14 protein-coding genes are annotated in these 18,621 nt (G+C 68.2%); 10 read left to right on the forward strand and 4 right to left on the reverse strand.

What is annotated here, in order from left to right:
- Positions 1-51: 51 nt before the first annotated feature.
- From AB0M45_RS10395 to AB0M45_RS10405, 3 genes are all read left to right on the forward strand, one after another.
- Positions 52-2,862 (forward strand): DEAD/DEAH box helicase, encoded by a 2,811-nt coding sequence (locus AB0M45_RS10395; RefSeq protein WP_364325447.1) that lies wholly within the window; start codon positions 52-54, stop codon positions 2,860-2,862.
- Entirely contained in the window at positions 2,859-3,626 is a 768-nt protein-coding gene (locus AB0M45_RS10400; RefSeq protein ID WP_364325450.1) for an SWIM zinc finger family protein, read from the forward strand. Before AB0M45_RS10395 ends, AB0M45_RS10400 begins: the two co-directional genes overlap by 4 nt.
- 453 nt (positions 3,627-4,079) lie before the next feature.
- Positions 4,080-4,886, forward strand: a complete 807-nt coding sequence (locus AB0M45_RS10405) for a helical backbone metal receptor (protein ID WP_364325453.1) — start codon at positions 4,080-4,082, stop codon at positions 4,884-4,886.
- 76 nt (positions 4,887-4,962) lie between these two features.
- Here AB0M45_RS10405 and AB0M45_RS10410 read toward each other — a convergent pair whose 3' ends face one another.
- Together AB0M45_RS10410 and AB0M45_RS10415 are read right to left on the reverse strand one after the other, a co-directional pair.
- Complete coding sequence (locus AB0M45_RS10410) at positions 4,963-6,033, reverse strand: amidohydrolase family protein (protein ID WP_364325456.1); 1,071 nt, start codon at positions 6,031-6,033, stop codon at positions 4,963-4,965.
- A 74-nt stretch (positions 6,034-6,107) separates the two neighbouring features.
- Positions 6,108-6,494: a TetR/AcrR family transcriptional regulator C-terminal domain-containing protein gene (locus AB0M45_RS10415; RefSeq protein ID WP_364325459.1), complete on the reverse strand. Its 387-nt coding sequence runs from the start codon at positions 6,492-6,494 to the stop codon at positions 6,108-6,110.
- On the opposite strand from AB0M45_RS10415, the gene AB0M45_RS10420 reads away from it, so the two are divergent.
- Positions 6,394-6,720 carry a Dabb family protein gene (locus AB0M45_RS10420; RefSeq protein WP_364325584.1) on the forward strand — a complete coding sequence of 109 codons (327 nt, stop codon included), beginning with the start codon at positions 6,394-6,396 and terminating at the stop codon, positions 6,718-6,720. The genes AB0M45_RS10415 and AB0M45_RS10420 overlap by 101 nt on opposite strands.
- Before the next feature lie 21 nt (positions 6,721-6,741).
- Here AB0M45_RS10420 and icmF read toward each other — a convergent pair whose 3' ends face one another.
- Positions 6,742-9,960, reverse strand: coding sequence for a fused isobutyryl-CoA mutase/GTPase IcmF (gene icmF, locus AB0M45_RS10425; protein ID WP_364325462.1), 3,219 nt, complete (start codon positions 9,958-9,960; stop codon positions 6,742-6,744).
- A 351-nt stretch (positions 9,961-10,311) separates the two neighbouring features.
- Between icmF and AB0M45_RS10430 the strand changes: the two genes are divergently transcribed.
- Positions 10,312-11,262, forward strand: a complete 951-nt coding sequence (locus AB0M45_RS10430) for a DUF2157 domain-containing protein (RefSeq protein ID WP_364325465.1) — start codon at positions 10,312-10,314, stop codon at positions 11,260-11,262.
- Between the two features lie 17 nt (positions 11,263-11,279).
- Here the strand turns inward: AB0M45_RS10430 and AB0M45_RS10435 are convergent, their stop codons facing one another.
- The gene (locus AB0M45_RS10435; RefSeq protein ID WP_364325468.1) at positions 11,280-12,365 is read right to left on the reverse strand and encodes a hypothetical protein; all 1,086 of its coding nucleotides are present in this window, start codon (positions 12,363-12,365) and stop codon (positions 11,280-11,282) included.
- A 715-nt stretch (positions 12,366-13,080) separates the two neighbouring features.
- Here AB0M45_RS10435 and AB0M45_RS10440 point away from each other — a divergent pair.
- Genes AB0M45_RS10440 through AB0M45_RS10460 form a run of 5 tightly spaced genes read left to right on the forward strand, consistent with a single transcriptional unit; the run spans position 13,081 to position 18,509 of the window.
- Positions 13,081-14,580: a CoA-acylating methylmalonate-semialdehyde dehydrogenase gene (locus tag AB0M45_RS10440; protein WP_364325471.1), complete on the forward strand. Its 1,500-nt coding sequence runs from the start codon at positions 13,081-13,083 to the stop codon at positions 14,578-14,580.
- A 5-nt stretch (positions 14,581-14,585) separates the two neighbouring features.
- Positions 14,586-15,725, forward strand: coding sequence for an acyl-CoA dehydrogenase family protein (locus tag AB0M45_RS10445; RefSeq protein WP_364325474.1), 1,140 nt, complete (start codon positions 14,586-14,588; stop codon positions 15,723-15,725).
- Entirely contained in the window at positions 15,722-16,786 is a 1,065-nt protein-coding gene (locus AB0M45_RS10450; RefSeq protein ID WP_364325477.1) for an enoyl-CoA hydratase/isomerase family protein, read from the forward strand. The genes AB0M45_RS10445 and AB0M45_RS10450 overlap by 4 nt, the downstream gene beginning before the upstream one ends.
- Positions 16,786-17,679, forward strand: coding sequence for a 3-hydroxyisobutyrate dehydrogenase (mmsB, locus tag AB0M45_RS10455; protein ID WP_364325480.1), 894 nt, complete (start codon positions 16,786-16,788; stop codon positions 17,677-17,679). Before AB0M45_RS10450 ends, mmsB begins: the two co-directional genes overlap by 1 nt.
- A gap of 44 nt (positions 17,680-17,723) precedes the next feature.
- Complete coding sequence (locus tag AB0M45_RS10460) at positions 17,724-18,509, forward strand: enoyl-CoA hydratase (protein WP_364325483.1); 786 nt, start codon at positions 17,724-17,726, stop codon at positions 18,507-18,509.
- Positions 18,510-18,621: the final 112 nt, after the last annotated feature.

The following is an 18,621-nucleotide window of genomic DNA, read 5'->3' on the forward strand; positions in this document are numbered from 1 at the left end:
ACGCCCCCCAGTCGCCGTGGACGTGTCGGACCGGCCTGATTGGATGGGGTGATGCTGCACGGTCTGTGGTCGCCGGGTGGCGGGTTGCTGCTCTGGCACGACTCGCCGGCCACCGCGCTGCCTGCGCTTCCCGACCCGCTGGGCGGTGTGCTGCGTGCCGCGAAGTTCCGGCACCGTGCCGAGGTTCTGGCTGCGGGGTCCGGCGCCACCGAGCAGGTCCGGGCGCATGCGCTGACCCCGGCCGCGGCGGCGCAGGTGCTGCGGCAGCGGCTGCCCGCCGAGTTGGTGGCGGGTGATCTGCGCTTTCTCGCGCACGTCGCGCACGGGGTCGAGCGCTGGGTCCGCGCCGGGCGGGTTGTTCCGGAGCTGCGGAGGGAGGACGGCGAGTGGTGGGTGCGCTGGCGGCTGGTCGGCGGCGAGCGGCAACGCGCCTGGCTGGCTGAACTGGCTGTCGCCATGCCGCGGGCTCTGCGAGTAGCCGGGCGTCCGGCCGCGCTGCTCGACGATATGGTCACCGAACTCACCGATCCGATCGCGCGAGCGCTGGTCGACTTGACCGATTCGCCGCATCCCCTGGTGGCTGCCCTGGTCGGGGATACCCCGCTGGACAACGGCAGTTATCAAGTGGCCGAGGTGCTGGAACAGTGGCGCGCCAGCCTGACCGGCGACGAACCGGATCTGGTGCTTCGCCTGCTGGAGCCGGATGGCGAATTCGGCACCGGCGACGAGACGGTGGCGCTGTGGCGGCTGGAGGTCTGCCTGGCCGTCACCGGTGAGGCGCCGAAACCCGTTCCGCTGCATGACGATCCGAGTCTGGTCCGGATCGCGGTGGACAAACTCGGCGCGGCGCAGCGGGCCTACCCGCGATTGCGCGATCTGCCGAGCGATCCGCGCAGCATGGATCTGCTGCTGCCCACCGAGGTGGTGCTCGACCTGGTCGCGCACGGCGCGCACGCCCTGCACGGCGCGGGGATCCGGCTGCTGCTGCCGCGGGCGTGGAGCGTCGCCGAGCCGAGCATGCGGCTGCAGGTGGAGAGCGCGGTGCCCGCCGCGGAGAGCACGGTCGGCATGCGCGGCCTGGTCTCCTATCGGTGGGAACTCGCGCTCGGCAATATCGTGCTGACCCCGGCCGAGATGGAACGGCTGGTGCGCGGCAAGTCCGATCTGGTCCAGCTGCGCGGCCAGTGGGTGCAGGCCGACCACAAGGTGCTCGCCGCCGCGGCCCGCTATGTCGCCGCGCATACCGACGACTCTCCGGTCACCTTCGCGGACATGCTCGGCGAGATAGCGGGATCACGGGTGCAGCAGGTGCCGATCGCCGAGGTCACGGCCTCAGGCTGGGCGGCGGACCTGCTCGATGGCGCCCGCGAGCCGGCGCCGGTGGCGCCGCCGGTCGGGTTGAAAGCCGAGCTGCGGCCGTATCAGGAACGCGGTCTGGCCTGGCTGGCCACCATGAGCCGGATGGGCTGCGGCGCGATCCTCGCCGACGACATGGGGCTCGGCAAGACCGTCCAGCTGCTCGCCCTGCTCGTGCACGAGCGCGAGGCGGCGGCCGATGCGCCCGAGCAGCCGGACCCCACCTTGCTGGTGTGTCCGATGTCCGTGGTGGGCAACTGGCAGCGCGAGGCCGAGCGATTCGCGCCCGATCTCCGGGTGTGGGTGCACCACGGCGGCGGACGCCTGGCGGGCGCCGAACTCGACGCGACGATCGCCGCGGCCGACCTGGTGATCACCACCTACGCGCTGCTCGCCCGCGATGTCGAGGAACTCGGCAGGCAACCGTGGGACCGCGTCGTCTTGGACGAGGCGCAGCACATCAAGAACGCGGGCACGCGGCAGGCGCGGGCGGCGCGGTCGCTGCCAGCGCGACATCGCCTGGCGCTCACCGGAACTCCGGTGGAGAACCGATTGGAAGAGCTGCGCTCCATCATGGATTTCGCGATGCCGAAGGTGCTCGGCAGCCCGCAGTCGTTCCGAGCGCGTTTCGCGGTGCCCATCGAACGCGAGCGCGACGAGAACGCGATCAGTCGCCTGCGCTGGCTCACCCGGCCCTTCGTGTTGCGCCGAGTGAAGACCGACCCGGCGGTGATCAGCGATCTGCCGGACAAACTCGAGATGACGGTGCGGGCCAATCTCACCGTCGAGCAGGCCGCGCTCTACCAGGCGGTCGTCGACGACATGCTCGCCAAGATCAAGGACGCCGAGGGGATGGCCCGCAAGGGAGCGGTTCTCGGCGCACTCACCCGGCTCAAGCAGGTGTGCAACCATCCCGCCCATTTTCTCGGCGATGGGTCGGCGGTGCTGCACCGCGGCGCCCACCGTTCCGGCAAGCTCGCCCTCGTGGAGGATGTGCTCGACGCGGTGCTGGCCGAGGGCGAGAAAGCCCTGCTGTTCACCCAGTTCCGTGAGTTCGGCGAACTGATCGCGCCGTATCTGGCCGAGCGGTTCGGCGCCGAGATCCCGTTCCTGCACGGTGGGGTGCCGAAGAAGAAGCGCGACGACATGGTCATCCGGTTCCAGGCGCCGGACGGGCCGCCGCTGATGTTGTTGTCGCTCAAGGCCGGTGGTACGGGACTCAACCTCACCGCCGCCAATCACGTCGTCCACCTGGACCGCTGGTGGAATCCGGCGGTGGAGAACCAGGCCACCGACCGCGCGTTCCGGATCGGGCAGCGGCGCAACGTCCAGGTGCGCAAGTTGGTCTGCGTGGACACCATCGAGGAGCGGATCGACGAGATGATCACCGGCAAGCGGCAGCTCGCCGATCTGGCCGTCGGCGCGGAGGAGAACTGGATCACCGAGCTGAGCACCGACGAACTGCGCGATTTGTTCACCCTGGGCGCCGCGGCGGTGGGCGAATGAGTCCTTTCGTCGACTACTCCGAGTACGGGAAGAAGCTGCCGGTGCGCGGCGGGGTGGCCGCGCGCAGCCGCCGCGGGACGTTCGGGCGCACTTGGTGGGGCAAGGCCCTGGTGGACTCGGTGGAGCGGATGGCGGAGCCGGGGCGTCTGGCGCGCGGCCGCAATTACGCCAGGTCGGGTCAGGTGGTGAACTACCGGATCGAGCCCGGTGCCGTGACCGCGGAAGTGCAAGGCAGCCAACCGCGTCCGTTCACCGCGGTATTCATCGTGCGCCCCCTGCGCGAGGACGAGTTGGAGCTGCTGATCGAGACCATCCGTTCCGCGCCGGGCATGCTCGCCGAGATCGCGTCGGGCGCGTTGCCGACCGGCCTCGGGCCGCTGTTGCTGCCGACCACCGCGGCGGACCTGGATTTCACCTGCACTTGCCCGGATCCGGGCTGGCCGTGCAAGCACGTGGCCGCGGTGTGCTACCTGCTGGCCGAGCGGCTCGACGAACGCCCCCGCGAGATTCTCACCCTGCGCGGCCTCGACTTGGACACGCTGATCGGCGGCATCGAACGCGACGCCCAGCCTGCCGTCTCCGATGACCCGTACGGCGACCACATCGTATTGCCGGCCCTGCCGAGCCCCGAATTCCATCCCGCGCCAGAGGATTTGGATCCGCTGCTGCTGCGCAAGGCGCTGCGGATGACCGCTCCCGACGAGACGACCGCCGCGACCGGCCTGCGCGAACTCACCGCGCTCTATCGCCGATTCGACGGCTGATCGGTTTGGTAGGCACCCGGCATCGGGGCTGTCGGTTGACGCCGGACAGTCGGGGCGGGATCGAGTCCGGCGCAGCGAAGGGACCGGAGACTTCCCGATACCGGGTGCCTTTCTCAGTCTCCCGCCGGACCCTTCCGTATGGAACTGCCCCCGCACTGCCCTTGCGCCGAACTTGACGCGTAAACGAGCGATACCGCGTGTCTCGTCCCATCGCCGCGAGCTGTCGCGATGGCGTTAAGAGCCTGGGTTCCAGCGGATCTGGCGATTCACAGTCCGGTGCAGCAGAGCGCAATGCCGCGTTTCACGCTGGTGGCCGCAGCACTGAGCCGCCACCCGGCTCCCGGCAGCAGAGGACCGATCGGCATCGGATCGACCAAGCCCGGACGCTGCGCGCAACCGTGCCAAGAAATACGGCACCGACCAGCGCATATGTTCTGTTATAGGCTGGCAGGCGTGGCAGGGAACAGCTCGCGGGCAGCGTTGCCGCGCGACGATCTCGGCACACCCGTCGACGTCCGCACGCCCCCGCGCCGGGTGGTTTCGCTGGTGCCGTCGCTGACCGAGGCGGTGGCGTCGACGTGCCCGGAAGTCCTTGTCGCCGCGACACAGTGGTGCACGCACCCGGCGGACTTGGCGGTCGAACGGGTCCGCGGCACCAAGAACCCGAACGTCCGGCGCATCATCGAACTCCGCCCAGATCTCGTGCTGTGCAACATGGAGGAGAACCGCCGCTTGGATGTCATGCGGCTGCGCGCGGCGCGAATCCCGGTGTGGGTCACCAAGATAGAAACAGTCGCCGACGCCATGGCTTCCCTCACCCGGCTCTGCGCCGAGGCCATCGGCGTCGGCGTCCCGCCCTGGCTGGCCGAAGCCGAATCCGCTTGGGCGTCACCGCCACCCGAACCGGAATGCGCCGCGGTCATCCCGATCTGGCGCAATCCGTGGATGGTGGTCGGACGCGACACCTTCACCGGCGATGTCGCACGCCGTCTCGGGTTACGGCTGGTGCACGCCGTTCGCCCCGAGCGCTATCCCCGCGTCACCGACGCGGAGCTGACCGAGGGCGTCGACCTGGCGGTGCTCCCCGACGAACCCTACGTTTTCACCGAATCAGAGGGGCCGGAAGCATTCCCACACATTCCGGTCGCGTTGGTCGAGGGCCGCGCCCTCACCTGGTACGGGCCCTCGCTGGCCACCGCGCGCGCCGAACTCACCGCGGCACTGGGGCGTGCGCGGCTGCCGAATCAGCCGAGTCAGTAGTCGAACCAGATTCGCGATCCCCGCTGAACGACGGGCACCGACACGGCTGGACACCTCTGTGCAGGCGAGCGCCCGGTCAGTCCGCAATGCGGTACACCCGCTGCGCGGTGGTCCGGAAGACCTGCTCGAGTTCCGGTCGTCCGCCGCCGTGACCGGTGATCGCGGTCGCGATCGTCTCGATGCTGTCGGGAATGCTGGTGATCGGCTTGTCCACGGGGAAGTTCGAGCCCCAGATGAGGCGATCGGCGCCGAAGACGTCGAGGGCGTGCTCGACCAGCGGGACGATCCGGTCGAGCAGCCGCGGCACCGGTGTCGGCGTGCCGCGGGGCGGGACCGGGTGGCCGAGAATCGGCATCATCAGCCCGCTGACCTTCGCGACCACGTTCGGGTGCGCGGCCAGCGCGCTGAGATCGTCGCGCCAGCGCACCAGCAGCTGCCTGCGCAGGCCGGGATCAGTACCGGTGTGCTTGCCGACCGCGCCGAAAATCCCCGCGGGCGTACCGAGATGGTTCAGCACGATCGGCACCTCCGGATAACGCTCGGCGAGAGCGGTGACATCCGGAAAGGCGTGCGAGTACACCCATGCCTCGAAGGACAGGCCGCGCTCGGCGAGGTGTGCGAAGCCGTCCAGGAACGCCTTGGTGGTGAGTTTGCCCGGCGTGTCGGTGAACGACCGCACGCCCGGATCGGGATGGTGGGCAACCATCGTGCGGATGCCGCGCAAGAGCGGTGAGGCGGCGGCATGCGCGTCAAGTAACTCGCCGAACCCGGGTTCGGCCGGGTCGCCACCCGCGAGGATCGCGCCCAGTCGCGGTGCGGCCTCCAGCGGCAGCCCCGCCACCCAGGCGGTCTCACCTGCCTTGCCCAGCGGCCCCGGCTGCGACCACTCGACCTCGATGTGCGCGACCACCTCGATCGGCGCGTTCCCGGCATCGGCGCGGTAGTCGAACGGAAGGTAGGGCCGCAGATAGGCGACCGGGTCGCCGACGAATTCGCGGTCTCGCCGCGGCGCGAGGCGCTTGGCCAGGTCAACCGGCACGGGCAGCCGCCGCGACAGCTTCGCCAGCCCGCTGAAATCCCGGGGCGTGGTGAACGGGTCCCACTGGTGGATGTGTGCGTCGATGATCCGGATGCCCGAGAGATCCATGTCTGCCGTCCCAACCGCGCTGATGGTCTGCCCGGGGCCGATTGTCACACGGCCCATGGGGGCGGGTCCGGGAATCAGCCGGGCCCGTAGGCGGCCAGAAAAGTACGGATCGCGGCCGCGGCGATGCTCTCGAGTTCGTCGGCTGGGACCGGGCGGGTCCCGAGCCGGGAGCGGGCCTCCAGCGGGGCGGTGAGCAAGGCGAGCAATTGATCGGCGGCCTCCGACGGATCGGTGAGGCGAAGCTTGCCCGCGAGCGCGAGCCGGGCGATCCGATCGGCCAGCGCTTCGGCGACCATGCGCGAGGTACGCGTGAGAACAGTGTCGACCACCGAGGAGCAGAAAGCCGAGGTCCTCGCGATGATGCGGCGGACAGCGTCGGTGGAGTCGGTGTCGTTCTCGACGGTCGGCCAGAACTTGGGCGACGCGTCCGACGGGCTGACCCACGCGTACTGCGTGGGCATCGAAGACCTGGACGCGCTGGAGCGCTACATGCACGACCCGGTCCACTTGGCGGGCGATCCGCGGATCATCCCGTACTTCGCGAAGATCGCGATCGGTCCCGACGTCTCCGATCAGCCCGATCCCGAGCTGCGCGAGAAGATCATGGCGCTGCACGAGGCGAAGCTCGCGAAGTACCCCGAGTGGGCAGCGCTCATGGACACCATCCCCGAGGTGCGAATCTTCTGACGGCTCAGCGCCTTCCGCACCTCACACGTTGCGGCGGTACTGCCCGCCGACGCGGAAGAAGGTGTCGGTGATCTGTTGCAGCGTGCACACGCGAGCGGCGTCCATCAACACCTCGAAGATGTTGTCGTCGGTGCGAGCCACCGCCTCCAGACGGGCCAGCGCGGTGGGGGCGTCGTCGCGGTGGCGCTGCTGGAACTCGCGGACCCGCCGCAGCTGCGACTGCTTCTCCGCCTCGGTGCCACGCGCCAGCTCCAGAACCCGGTGCGGTTCGCCGTGTGAGTTGCGGAAGGTGTTCACGCCGATGATCGGCAGCGAACCGTCGTGTTTGCGCTGCTCGTAGCGCATCGATTCGTCCTGGATCTTGCCGCGCTGGTAGCCGGTCTCCATCGCGCCGAGCACGCCGCCGCGTTCACTGATCCGGTCGAACTCCACCAGCACGGCCTCCTCGACGAGGTCGGTGAGCTCGTCGACGAGAAAGCTGCCCTGCAGTGGATTCTCGTTCATCGCGACGCCCCACTCCCGGTTGATGATGAGCTGGATGGCCAGCGCGCGGCGCACCGATTCCTCGGTCGGGGTGGTCACCGCCTCGTCGTAGGCGTTGGTGTGCAGGCTGTTGCAGTTGTCGTAGATCGCGATCAGCGCCTGCAGGGTGGTGCGGATGTCGTTGAAGTTCATCTCCTGCGCGTGCAGCGACCGGCCGGAAGTCTGAATGTGGTACTTGAGCTTCTGCGATCGGTCGCCTGAGCCGTAGCGATCCCGCATGGCGACGGCCCAGATGCGCCGGGCCACCCGGCCGATGACCGAGTACTCCGGATCCATTCCGTTGGAGAAGAAGAACGACAGGTTGGGCGCGAAATCATCGATGTGCATGCCGCGCGCGAGATACGCCTCCACATAGGTGAATCCGTTGGCCAGGGTGAAGGCCAGCTGGCTGATCGGGTTCGCACCCGCCTCGGCGATGTGGTAGCCGGAGATGGACACCGAGTAGAAGTTGCGGACGCCGTTGTGGACGAACCATTCCTGGATGTCGGCCATCATGCGCAGGCTGAACTCGGTGGAGAAGATGCAGGTGTTCTGACCCTGGTCCTCCTTGAGAATGTCGGCCTGCACCGTGCCGCGCACGGTGGCCAGCGCCCGGGCCCGGACCTCGGCCGCCTCGGTGTCGGTCGGTGGGCGTCCCTGTTCGGTCGCGAACCGATCCAGCGCCTGGTCGATCGCGGTGTTGAGGAAGTACGCCAGGATGGTCGGCGCCGGTCCGTTGATGGTCATCGACACCGACGTGGTCGGCGCGGTCAGATCGAAGCCGTCGTAGAGGACCTTCATGTCGTCGAGCGAGGCGATCGACACCCCGGACGTGCCCACCTTGCCGTAGATGTCGGGGCGCTCGGCGGGGTCGTGACCATAGAGCGTCACCGAATCGAACGCCGTGGACAGCCTTTTGGCGTCGGAATGCTCGCTCAGAACCTTGAACCTGCGGTTGGTGCGGAAGGCGTCGCCTTCGCCCGCGAACATCCGAGCCGGGTCCTCGGTGTCGCGTTTGAACGCGAACACTCCAGCAGTGAAGGGGAATCGGCCCGGTAGGTGTTCGGCGCGCAGGAAGCGCAGCAGCTCACCGTGATCGGTGTAACGGGGGAGTGCGACGCGCGGAACCGAATTGCCGGACAGCGTTTCCCGCCGCAACGGGGTGTGGATCTCGCGGTCGCGCACGCGCACGACTTGTTCGTCTCCCCGATAGGATTCGGCCAGCGCGGGCCATTCGGCCAAGAGTGCGGCATCGGCCGGGGTGAGGTCGGCGCGTGCGCGTTCGGCCAGTGCGGCGACGGCATTGTCGTCGGGCAGTTCGGCCGCCACCTGCTCGAGGCGTTGCAGGCGTTGCGCCGCGACAATGTGGGCGGCGGTCTCGGCGTGGTACGCGCGTACGGTCTCGGCGATCTCGGCCAGGTAGCGGACCCGTGCGGGCGGGATGAGCTGTGCGAAGCGCGTGGAAAGGCGGGTGTCGACCTTCGGTAGCGTGCCGGGCTCCAGCGGCAGGCCGCGGTCGGCGAGCAAACCGGTCAGGTGCTGGTAGAGCGCCGTCACACCGTCGTCGTTGAACGTCGCGGCGCTGGTACCGAAGACCGGCATGTCCTCCGGCGTCGCCTGGAACTCCTCCCGGTTGCGGATCAGCTGCCGGGCCACGTCACGCAACGCGTCCGCCGCGCCGCGTCGCTCGAACTTGTTGATCGCCACCACGTCCGCGAAATCCAGCATGTCGATCTTCTCCAGCTGGGAGGCGGCGCCGAATTCGGGCGTCATCACATACAGCGAGACGTCGACGTGGTCGGTCACCGCAGCGTCGCCCTGGCCGATGCCCGGCGTCTCCACGATGACCAGGTCGTATCCGGCGGCCTTGCAGGCGGTCACGATCAGATCGATATTGTCCGGCAGTTCCCGGCCGCCGCGGGTGGCCAGCGAGCGGAAGAAGACGTGCTCGCCGTCCAGTGCGTTCATCCGGATCCGGTCGCCGAGCAGCGCGCCGCCGCCGCGCCGCCGGGTAGGGTCCACCGCGAGGATCGCGACCCGAAGCTTGTCCTGTTGATCCGAACGCAGTCGGCGCACCAATTCATCGGTGAGCGAAGACTTTCCGGAGCCGCCGGTCCCGGTGATGCCCAGCACCGGCACGCGGCGCGCCGCGGCGGCGGCAGCCAGCTTCTGCCGGTCGGTCTCCGGCAGCGTGTCCCCTTGCAGGCAGGTGATGACGCGGGCCAGAGCGGATCGTTCGCCGGCGAGTACCGCGTCCAGCGCGGGCGCTTCGGCTGCCACGTCGATGTCGCAGTCGCGGATCAACTGATTGATCATGCCCGGCAGGCCGAGTCGCTGCCCGTCCTCGGGGGAGAAGATGGTGACGCCGGATTCGGCCAGCCGAGCGATCTCGTCGGCGACGATGACGCCCCCACCGCCGCCGAAGATCCGGACGTGCTCGGCTCCTGCCTTCCGCAAGGCGTCGGCCAGATATTCGAAGTACTCGACATGGCCGCCCTGATAGGAGCTGACCGCGACGCCCTGCGCGTCCTCGGTCAGCACCGCGTCCACCACCTCGCTGACCGCGCGATTATGGCCGAGGTGAATCACCTCCGCGCCTTGGCTCTGCAGGATGCGGCGCATGATGTTGATCGCCGCGTCGTGCCCGTCGAAGAGGGCAGCGGAGGTGACGAAGCGAACGGGATGGATGGGCGTGTAGAGCGCGCTGCGGTCGGCCACGGGATTCCTCCGGCGAGTCCATTGGCGCCCGATACTAGGACGTCAAACTAATCTTACGGTGATCGTGATCACAGCGCCAGGTGATCCGGTGCCGGGGCGCGAGATGGCCGACGGCCACCGCGCTCTCTCGGTGCCTATGTGCTGATCTTGGTTCGGGACCGTCGTGCCGAGCCTGGCGCACGACTTGGTGCTGGTCGAGTTCGACGGCTGCCGGCGCTGGATGTGCGAGGCGGTCGGCGTCGTCGGAGTCGCGAATGTGTTCGTCCAGGTCGACGCCAATGGCGGTTCGGGCAAGGTTGTCCGGGACCCTATTTGTGTTGCCCGAACTACCGACTCGGACATACTGGGCGCATGGTGCGCGACGACAGGGCCAGGGCAGCGGTAGGGCGGCTGGTCGCCGAGGGGGTGCTGTCCCGTGAACAGGCCGATGCGGTACTCGCGGCGCTCGCCGTCGAGCAGGCCGCGGCGGCGCGCGGGAAGGTGCTCGCCGAGATCGCCGCTTACCTCGGGGCCGGTCTGGTGTTCGGCGGGATCGTCCTGGTGATGGCTTCGTCTTGGGAGGACCTGGGACGTCCGGTCCGGGTGGGCGTACTCGCCATCGTGGCGGCCGGGCTGCTGTTCGTCGGAGTCCTGCTCGCCGGTGCGTTGTTCACCCGCCGCAGGGCGCACGGAGCCCGCGCCAGGCTTGCGGCGGCGTTGTTCGCATTGGCTTCCGTCGCGCTCGCCGGGGCGGTCGGCACCGCGTTCGAGGACGGGAGATTCGACGCCGCCTGGGTTTTCGCGTGCGCGGCGGGTGCGGTGGTCGCGGTACTCGGTTACCTCGCGCTGCCGTCGGTGCTCGGCATGCTCGTCTGCGCCTGTTTCGTGCCCGCGGCCGTCGCGGGGATGCTCACCGAGGTGTTCGGCCTCGATGACGTGTGGGGCAGCGCGGCCGTACTGCTGCTCGGCGGCGCGTGGTTCGCGCTGACCAGAATCGGTGCCCTGTTCGAAACCCACGCCGGATATCTGATCGCGATCGTCACCTCCGTCGCGGCCGCGCAGAGCATCGACGTCGAGGGCCGGACTTGGGCTTATGCACTCACCGCGCTGGTGGCTCTGGTCTGCTTCGTGCTGTACGCGACCCAGCGGTCGGCGGTGCTCGTGATCGGCGGCGCTGTGTCCGTCGCGCTCGCCGCGGGCGAGGCGGTCGCCGAATGGACCGACGACGCTCTCGGCGCGGCCGCCGTGGTCGTGGCGATCGGCGCGATCACCCTCGCCTTCGGCGCGTTCCAGCTCACGCGATCCCAGAAGAAACCGAGCTAGCCACCTCAGCTCTCGTATCAGATGGGTAGAGCACCGCGGTGTCTGCCGCCTTGCCGCCCACGCTCGGTCAGTGCGATCCGAGTGTGCGGGCCCAGGGTAAGCGGACCCACAGAGGCCCGTTCGGCGATACGCATGGGTGTCATTGCATCCGGAATTCCGGTCCGGTGCTGGAATTCCGCCCACTGTGCGTCCCACGCGGTGTAAGGAGCGCCGGAGACGATATCGTTCCAAGCGTCGGGTGCGAAGCCGTGGTCGCGCAACCACTCCGAGACCGGCTCGGCACGCAGACCCTGCTCGGACGGGTGCGGATCTCCGTACAACGTCAGCTCCTCGTGGACGCAATCCTCGAGGTGAGCAGTGCGTATCGTTTCGCCGTTTTCGGCGATGCACCAGCCACCCGAATCGTGGTCGCCCGCTTCTTCATACCAGTGTGCTGCGCCGAATCGTCCGCTCAGCTGCGCGCAACGTTCCTCCTTGGACGGGCGCGACATCGCTGTGAGCCATGCCGTTTTGACGGCATCCGACTCGTTCACCATGATCGTCTGCCAGATGTCGGATTGCTGTAACTCGTGGATACGCCGGTCGTCGCGGGGGTAATGGGAAGCCGAGTCGCCGAATACGAGCGTCCAGCCGTCGAGAACAGGGCTGACGTAGACCCGTTCGCACTCCTCGAGTGGACGGTGTTCGTCCAAAGCCACAGCGGAGCCCATTGCGACGGTCGCCGGGACCGGATCCGAGAGCCCGAACGCGTCGAGTACCGCGGCTTGGTCATCGGTGGGTAGCGCCCACCACAAGCACTCCTTCGCTGCCGGGATGGGCTGGGGTGCCTCGCATGCGAGCTTGCTCATGATGAACCGATGAAGCAGCGCCAGATCAACGGGTTCGATAGTGTGCCAGCCGATTTCGGCGAGCGCTTCGAGTGCGCCGCGCCGCGCGGGCAGAGGCGACCGTCTGACTTGCTGTAGTAGTGGAACCAGCTGCGCGCCGAGCTCGCGGGACGACTTCGCTGCCGTGCTGCGCACCCGCTCATCGACATCGCCGAGTAGCGCTGTGAGCACAAATGCGTAATCGGTCGCGCCGTGCCTGCCGATTTCCTCGGCCACCTCGTGCCGCGCGGCGGCATTCGCACGGCGTATCTGCTCAGTGTAGAACGCTGCTTTGTTGAGAGCCGGGAGACCCAGCGCCCGGCACGCTCGGTATTCGGCTCGGCTCGGCTCTTCGCTTCGATCGAGCGAGGCTCGGCTCGGATGCCGCCCAGCAGCTCGAGCAGCGCCGGGTACGCGAGCGGACCGAGCCTGCGCAGCACTTCTGCGCAGGCATCGGCACTGCTTGCCGACTCCGCTGCACGCAGTGTGTGCAGCAATGCCGGTATCGCGCTGCGGCCTGCGGCGACCAGCGTATCTGCGGCGGCGCGCCGGGCATTCCGATCGGTGGCGTCCAACTGAGCGATGCAGCGATCGATATCCATCGGTGACAAGTACCCTCCGCGCGAGCAACGCCCGGTCGTGGGCGCCCGGCGGTCCACAGTGCCAGAACCGGCCGACAAATGCGGCAAGCGCTCCCGTAACCACAGGGACCATGCTGCCGCGTGGTCGTCACATCAATTCGGGAGACGCACCTGAGGCGGCGGAACTGGCGTCTATCGCGATTCCGCGGCTCGATGAGACGGTGAGTGGAGCTGAGCGCCGGTGCAACCACGTGATAGACGTGGGATGAATCACATCGCTCGGAACGATCCGTCAATACTTGGACATCCAACTATAGGATGCCCGCATACCGCATCGCGGTGTTCCGATCGGCTACGAGAACAGGACTGGCATGGTTCGCGAACTCACCCACTTCATCGGCGGGCAGCATGTGCCGGGCGCGTCCGGCAACTTCGGCGACGTCTTCGACCCCAACCTCGGTCAGGTGCAGGCCCGGGTGCCGCTGGCGAGCAAGTCCGAAGTCGAGGCGGCCATCGCGAATGCCGAGGCGGCGCAACCGGGGTGGGCCGCGTTCAACCCGCAGAAGCGGGCGCGCGTGCTGATGAAGTTCCTCATGCTGGTGCAGGACGAGATGGACTCGCTGGCCGCTCTGTTGTCCTCCGAGCACGGCAAGACCATCGCCGACGCCAAGGGTGACATCCAGCGCGGACTGGAGGTCATCGAGTTCGCCACCGGCATCCCGCACCTGCTCAAAGGTGAGTACACCGAAGGCGCGGGCACCGGCATCGACGTCTATTCGATGCGCCAGCCGCTCGGCGTGGTCGCGGGCATCACCCCGTTCAACTTCCCGGCCATGATCCCGCTGTGGAAGGCTGGTCCCGCGCTGGCCACCGGCAACGCGTTCGTGCTCAAGCCCTCCGAACGCGATCCCTCGGTGCCGCTGCGGCTGGCCGAACTGTTCCTCGAGGCCGGTCTGCCCGCCGGTGTGTTCAACGTGGTCAACGGGGACAAGGAAGCGGTCGACACGCTGCTGCACGATCCGCGGATCAAGGCCGTCGGCTTCGTCGGTTCCACTCCGATCGCGCAGTACATCTACGAGACCGCGACGGCGAACGGCAAACGCGCCCAGTGTTTCGGCGGCGCGAAGAACCACGCGATCGTCATGCCGGACGCGGACCTGGACGACGTCGCCGACCAGCTGATCGGCGCGGGCTACGGCTCCGCGGGCGAGCGCTGTATGGCCATTTCGGTGGCGGTCCCGGTCGGGGAGGAGACCGCCGATCGCCTGGTGGCCAAACTGACCGAGCGGGTGCGCAAGCTCAACGTCGGCCGCTCCGACGACCCCGGCGCCGACTTCGGCCCGCTGGTCGGCCAGGACGGGGTGAACCGCGTGAACAACTACGTCCAGCTCGGCATCGATGAGGGTGCCGAGCTGGTGGTGGACGGTCGCGGGCTGGTGGTGGAAGGCGCCGAGGACGGCTACTTCGTCGGCGCGACGCTGTTCGACAAGGTCACCCCGGACATGCGGATCTACCGCGAGGAGATCTTCGGTCCGGTGCTCAGCGTGGTCCGCGCCGAGGACTACGAAGAAGGGCTGCGGCTGGCCAACGAGCACGAGTACGGCAACGGCGTCGCGATCTTCACCCGCGACGGCGACACCGCGCGCGACTTCGCCGCGCGGGTGCAGGTCGGCATGGTCGGCATCAACGTCCCGATCCCGGTGCCGATCGCGTACTACACCTTCGGCGGCTGGAAGCGTTCCGGTTTCGGCGACCTGAACCAGCACGGTCCGGATTCGATCCGCTTCTACACCAAGACCAAGACGGTGACGCAGCGCTGGCCCGCGGGCCTGAAGGAGAGCAACGCGTTCGTCATCCCGACCATGGACTGACGCTGATGTTCGACTTGGACGACGACGAAAAAGCGATCCGCGACACCGCGCGCGGCTTCGCCGACGAATTCCTGGCCCCGAACGCGCTGGAATGGGACGAGCAGAAGCATTTCCCGGTCGACGTGCTGCGCAAGGCGGGACCGCTCGGCCTCGGCGGCATCTACGTCCGCGAGGACGTGGGCGGTTCGGGCCTGCGCAGGCTGGATGCGGTGCGCATCTTCGAGCAGCTGGCCACCGGCTGCCCGGCCATCGCCGCCTACATCTCCATCCACAACATGGCGACGTGGATGATCGACCGCTACGGCGACGACGAACAGCGCAACCGCTGGCTGCCTCGCCTGACCACGATGGAGCTGCTGGCCAGCTACGCGCTGACCGAACCGGGCGTCGGCTCGGACGCGGCGGCCTTGGCCACCAAGGCCGTTCGTGACGGCGACGACTATATCTTCAACGGCGCCAAGCAGTTCATCTCCGGCGCGGGCGCCACCGACGTCTACGTCGTCATGGCGCGGACCGGAGACGCCGGGGCGCGCGGGATCTCGGCGTTCATCGTGCCCGCCGACACCCCAGGCGTCTCCTTCGGCCCGAATGAGAAGAAGATGGGCTGGAACGCGCAGCCGACCCGTCAGGTGATCTTCTCCGACGCCAGGATTCCGGCGGCGAACCGGCTCGGCGCGGAGGGCGACGGCTTCCGCATCGCGATGAACGGGCTCAACGGCGGCAGGCTCAATATCGCCGCGTGCTCGGTCGGCGGCGCGCAGGCGGCGCTGGACAAGACGGTGCCGTATCTCGCCGAGCGGCACGCGTTCGGCAAGCCGCTGTCGAAAAACCAGGCGCTGCAATTCGAACTCGCCGATATGCGCACCGAATTGGAGGCCGCGCGCACGCTGCTGTGGCGGGCCGCGGCGGCGCTGGACGCCGACGCGCCGGACAAGGTCGAGTTGTGCGCCATGGCGAAACGCTTCGCGACCGACGCCGGTTTCGAGGTGGCCAACAAGGCGCTTCAGCTGCACGGCGGCTACGGGTATCTGGCCGAGTACGGCGTGGAGAAGATCGTCCGGGATCTGCGGGTGCATCAGATCCTCGAAGGCACCAACGAAATCATGCGGGTGGTCGTCGCCCGCTCGGTGGTAGGAGCGGCATGACCGAATCAGAAGTTCTGCTCGAGCAGCGTGACGGCCTCGGCCTGATCACGCTGAATCGGCCGAAAGCGATCAACGCGCTGAATCATTCGATGGCCCTTGCCATCACGGATGCGCTGCACGGCTGGGCCGAGGACGACGCGGTGCGCACCGTGGTCGTCGCCGGTGCGGGTGAGCGTGGGCTGTGCGCGGGCGGCGATATCGTCGCCATCCACGCCGACGCGAAAAATGATGCGAATACCGCGGATTCGGCGACCGGACGGTTTTGGCGTGACGAGTACATCCTGAACGCGCTGATCGGCCGCTACCCGAAGCCGTACGTGGTGGTGATGGACGGCATCGTGATGGGTGGTGGCGTCGGCCTGTCCGGGCACGGTAGCCACCGCATCGTCACCGAACGGTCCAAGATCGGCATGCCGGAAGTGGGCATCGGCTTCGTCCCCGACGTCGGCGGCACCTATTTGCTCGCGCGCAGCCCGGGCGAGATCGGTACCCACATCGCTCTGACCACCGCGCGCATGAGCGCCGGTGACGCCATCGCGGCAGGCTTCGCCGACTATTTCGTCGCCTCGGAGGATCTGCCCGCCCTGCTGGAGACGCTGCGCTCGGAGACCGCCGATATCGCGATCGCCAAGTTCGCCACGGACGCACCGGAATCCGCGCTGGCCGTCGGACAGGGATGGATCGACGCCTGCTACGGCGCCGGCTCCGTCGAGGAGATCGTCGCGCGCCTGGAGGCGCACGAAGCGCCCGAGGCGCGAGCGGCCGCCGCCGAGATCCTGGCGAAATCCCCGGTCGCGCTGAAGGTCACGCTGCGCTCGCTCCGGGCCGCGCGGACCGCGCCGAGCCTGGAGGCGGTGCTGAACGAGGAGTACCGGGTCTCGATCGCGTCGCTGTCCTCGCATGATCTGGTCGAAGGCATCCGCGCCCAGGTGATCGACAAGGACCGCAACCCGCGTTGGTCGCCCGCGACCCTCGCCGAGGTCACGAAAGCACAGGTAGACGAATACTTCGCCGAGTTGGGCGAGCAAGAGCTGGGTCTGGTGGCCCCGGAGGTGGCGTGATGAGCAAGCGAATCGGTTTCCTCGGTTTGGGCCACATGGGTGCGCCGATGGCGGCCAACCTGGTGCGAGCGGGTCACGAGGTGCTCGCATTCGATCCGGTGCCCGCCGCGCGGGAACAGGCCGAACATGACGGCGCGACGGTAGTCGGCACGGCTACGGAGGCGGCCGCCGCCGACACCGTGATCACCATGCTGCCGAACGGCAAACTCGTTCACGACGTGTACGCCGAACTGCTCCCGGTCGCCGCGCCGGGCACGCTGTTCATCGACTGCTCCACCATCGACGTGGCCGACGCCAAAGCCGCGGCCCAACGCGCCATGGCTGCCGGACATCGCGCGCTGGACGCTCCCGTCTCGGGTGGTGTGGCGGGTGCGGCCGCGGGGACGCTGACCTTCATGGTCGGCGGCGCCGGCGAGGACTTCGCCGCCGCGCTTCCCGTGCTCGAGGTGATGGGCGGCAAAGTCGTGCACTGCGGCGGCTCCGGCGTTGGCCAGGCGGCGAAGATCTGCAACAACATGCTGCTGGGCGTCTCGATGATCGCGCTGTCGGAGGCGCTGGTACTCGGCGAGAAGCTGGGGCTGAGTCATCAGTCCTTCTTCGACGTGGTCTCCACCGCCTCCGGCCAGAGCTGGGCGCTGACCAACTACTGCCCGGTGCCCGGCCCGGTGCCGACCAGCCCGGCCAACAACGACTACCAGCCCGGTTTCGCCACCGCGCTGATGACCAAAGACCTCGGCCTGGCCGCGAACGCGTTGCTCGAGAACAACGTCGACGGCCGGTTCGGATTGCTCGCCGCGGAGATCTACAGCCGGTTCAACCAGACGGCTGCCGGGCGGGACTTCTCCGCTATCGTCACCGATGTCCGTAACCGTTCCGACCATGAAGGTGCCTGAAGATGGATGCATCGCGAAGCGATTCTGTGGGGGGTGGCGGCCGGGTGACGGGAGGGCCTGACTTCGAGACGATTCTGCTGGAACGCAAGGGCCGGGTCGGCTGGATCACGCTGAACCGCCCGAAGGCGCTCAACGCACTGAACGCGCAGGTCCTCGACGACGTCATCGCCGCGCTCGACGAGCTCGAGCACGACGACGAGATCGGCGCCATCGTGATCACCGGGTCGGAGCGGGCCTTCGCGGCGGGCGCCGACATCAAGGAGATGCAGCCCAAGTCGTATATGGACATGTTCCTGGGCGACTACTTCGCCCGCTGGGACCGGCTGGCGCAGTTCCGCAAGCCCACCATCGCCGCGGTCGCGGGCTACGCGCTCGGCGGCGGCTGCGAGCTGGCCATGATCTGCGACATCCTGCTGGCGGCCGACACCGCGAAGTTCGGGCAGCCGGAGATCAAGCTGGGCGTGATCCCCGGCATCGGCGGCTCGCAGCGCCTGACCCGCGCGATCGGCAAGGCGAAGGCGATGGACCTGGTGCTCACCGGCCGCAATATGGACGCCGAGGAAGCCGAGCGCGCCGGCCTGGTCTCGCGCATCGTGCCCGCAGCGGAACTGCTCGACACCGCCCTCGAGGTCGCCGAGACCATCGCGTCGATGTCGCTGCCGGTCACGATGATCGCCAAGGAGGCGGTGAACCGCTCGTTCGAGACCACCCTCGCCGAGGGCCTGCGCTTCGAACGGCGCGTCTTCCACTCGCTGTTCGCGATCGAGGACCAGAAGGAAGGCATGACCGCCTTCGTCGAGAAGCGCCCCGCGAAGTTCACCAACCGCTGACGACGACATCGCCCGGCCGCACACTCGGCCGGGCGAAGTCGTCTTGCGGAAATCATGGCTCGAGGTAGAGCCGCTCGCAGGGGAGGCGGGGTAGGCCCTTCGCGCCGTCGGT

Origin of the sequence: Nocardia sp. NPDC051787, assembly GCF_040681325.1 — a bacterium.
Classification (GTDB): Bacteria; Actinomycetota; Actinomycetes; order Mycobacteriales; family Mycobacteriaceae; genus Nocardia.

Bases quoted from the DNA above. Each gene is read 5' to 3' on its own strand.
- AB0M45_RS10395 (WP_364325447.1), top strand. From the start codon at position 52: ATGCTGCACGGTCTGTGGTCGCCGGGTGGCGGGTTGCTGCTCTGGCAC.
- AB0M45_RS10400 (WP_364325450.1), top strand. From the start codon at position 2,859: ATGAGTCCTTTCGTCGACTACTCCGAGTACGGGAAGAAGCTGCCGGTG.
- AB0M45_RS10410 (WP_364325456.1), bottom strand. From the start codon at position 6,033: ATGGATCTCTCGGGCATCCGGATCATCGACGCACACATCCACCAGTGG.
- AB0M45_RS10420 (WP_364325584.1), top strand. From the start codon at position 6,394: ATGCGGCGGACAGCGTCGGTGGAGTCGGTGTCGTTCTCGACGGTCGGC.
- AB0M45_RS10415 (WP_364325459.1), bottom strand. From the start codon at position 6,494: ATGCCCACGCAGTACGCGTGGGTCAGCCCGTCGGACGCGTCGCCCAAG.
- AB0M45_RS10430 (WP_364325465.1), top strand. From the start codon at position 10,312: ATGGTGCGCGACGACAGGGCCAGGGCAGCGGTAGGGCGGCTGGTCGCC.
- AB0M45_RS10440 (WP_364325471.1), top strand. From the start codon at position 13,081: ATGGTTCGCGAACTCACCCACTTCATCGGCGGGCAGCATGTGCCGGGC.
- AB0M45_RS10445 (WP_364325474.1), top strand. From the start codon at position 14,586: ATGTTCGACTTGGACGACGACGAAAAAGCGATCCGCGACACCGCGCGC.
- AB0M45_RS10450 (WP_364325477.1), top strand. From the start codon at position 15,722: ATGACCGAATCAGAAGTTCTGCTCGAGCAGCGTGACGGCCTCGGCCTG.
- mmsB (WP_364325480.1), top strand. From the start codon at position 16,786: ATGAGCAAGCGAATCGGTTTCCTCGGTTTGGGCCACATGGGTGCGCCG.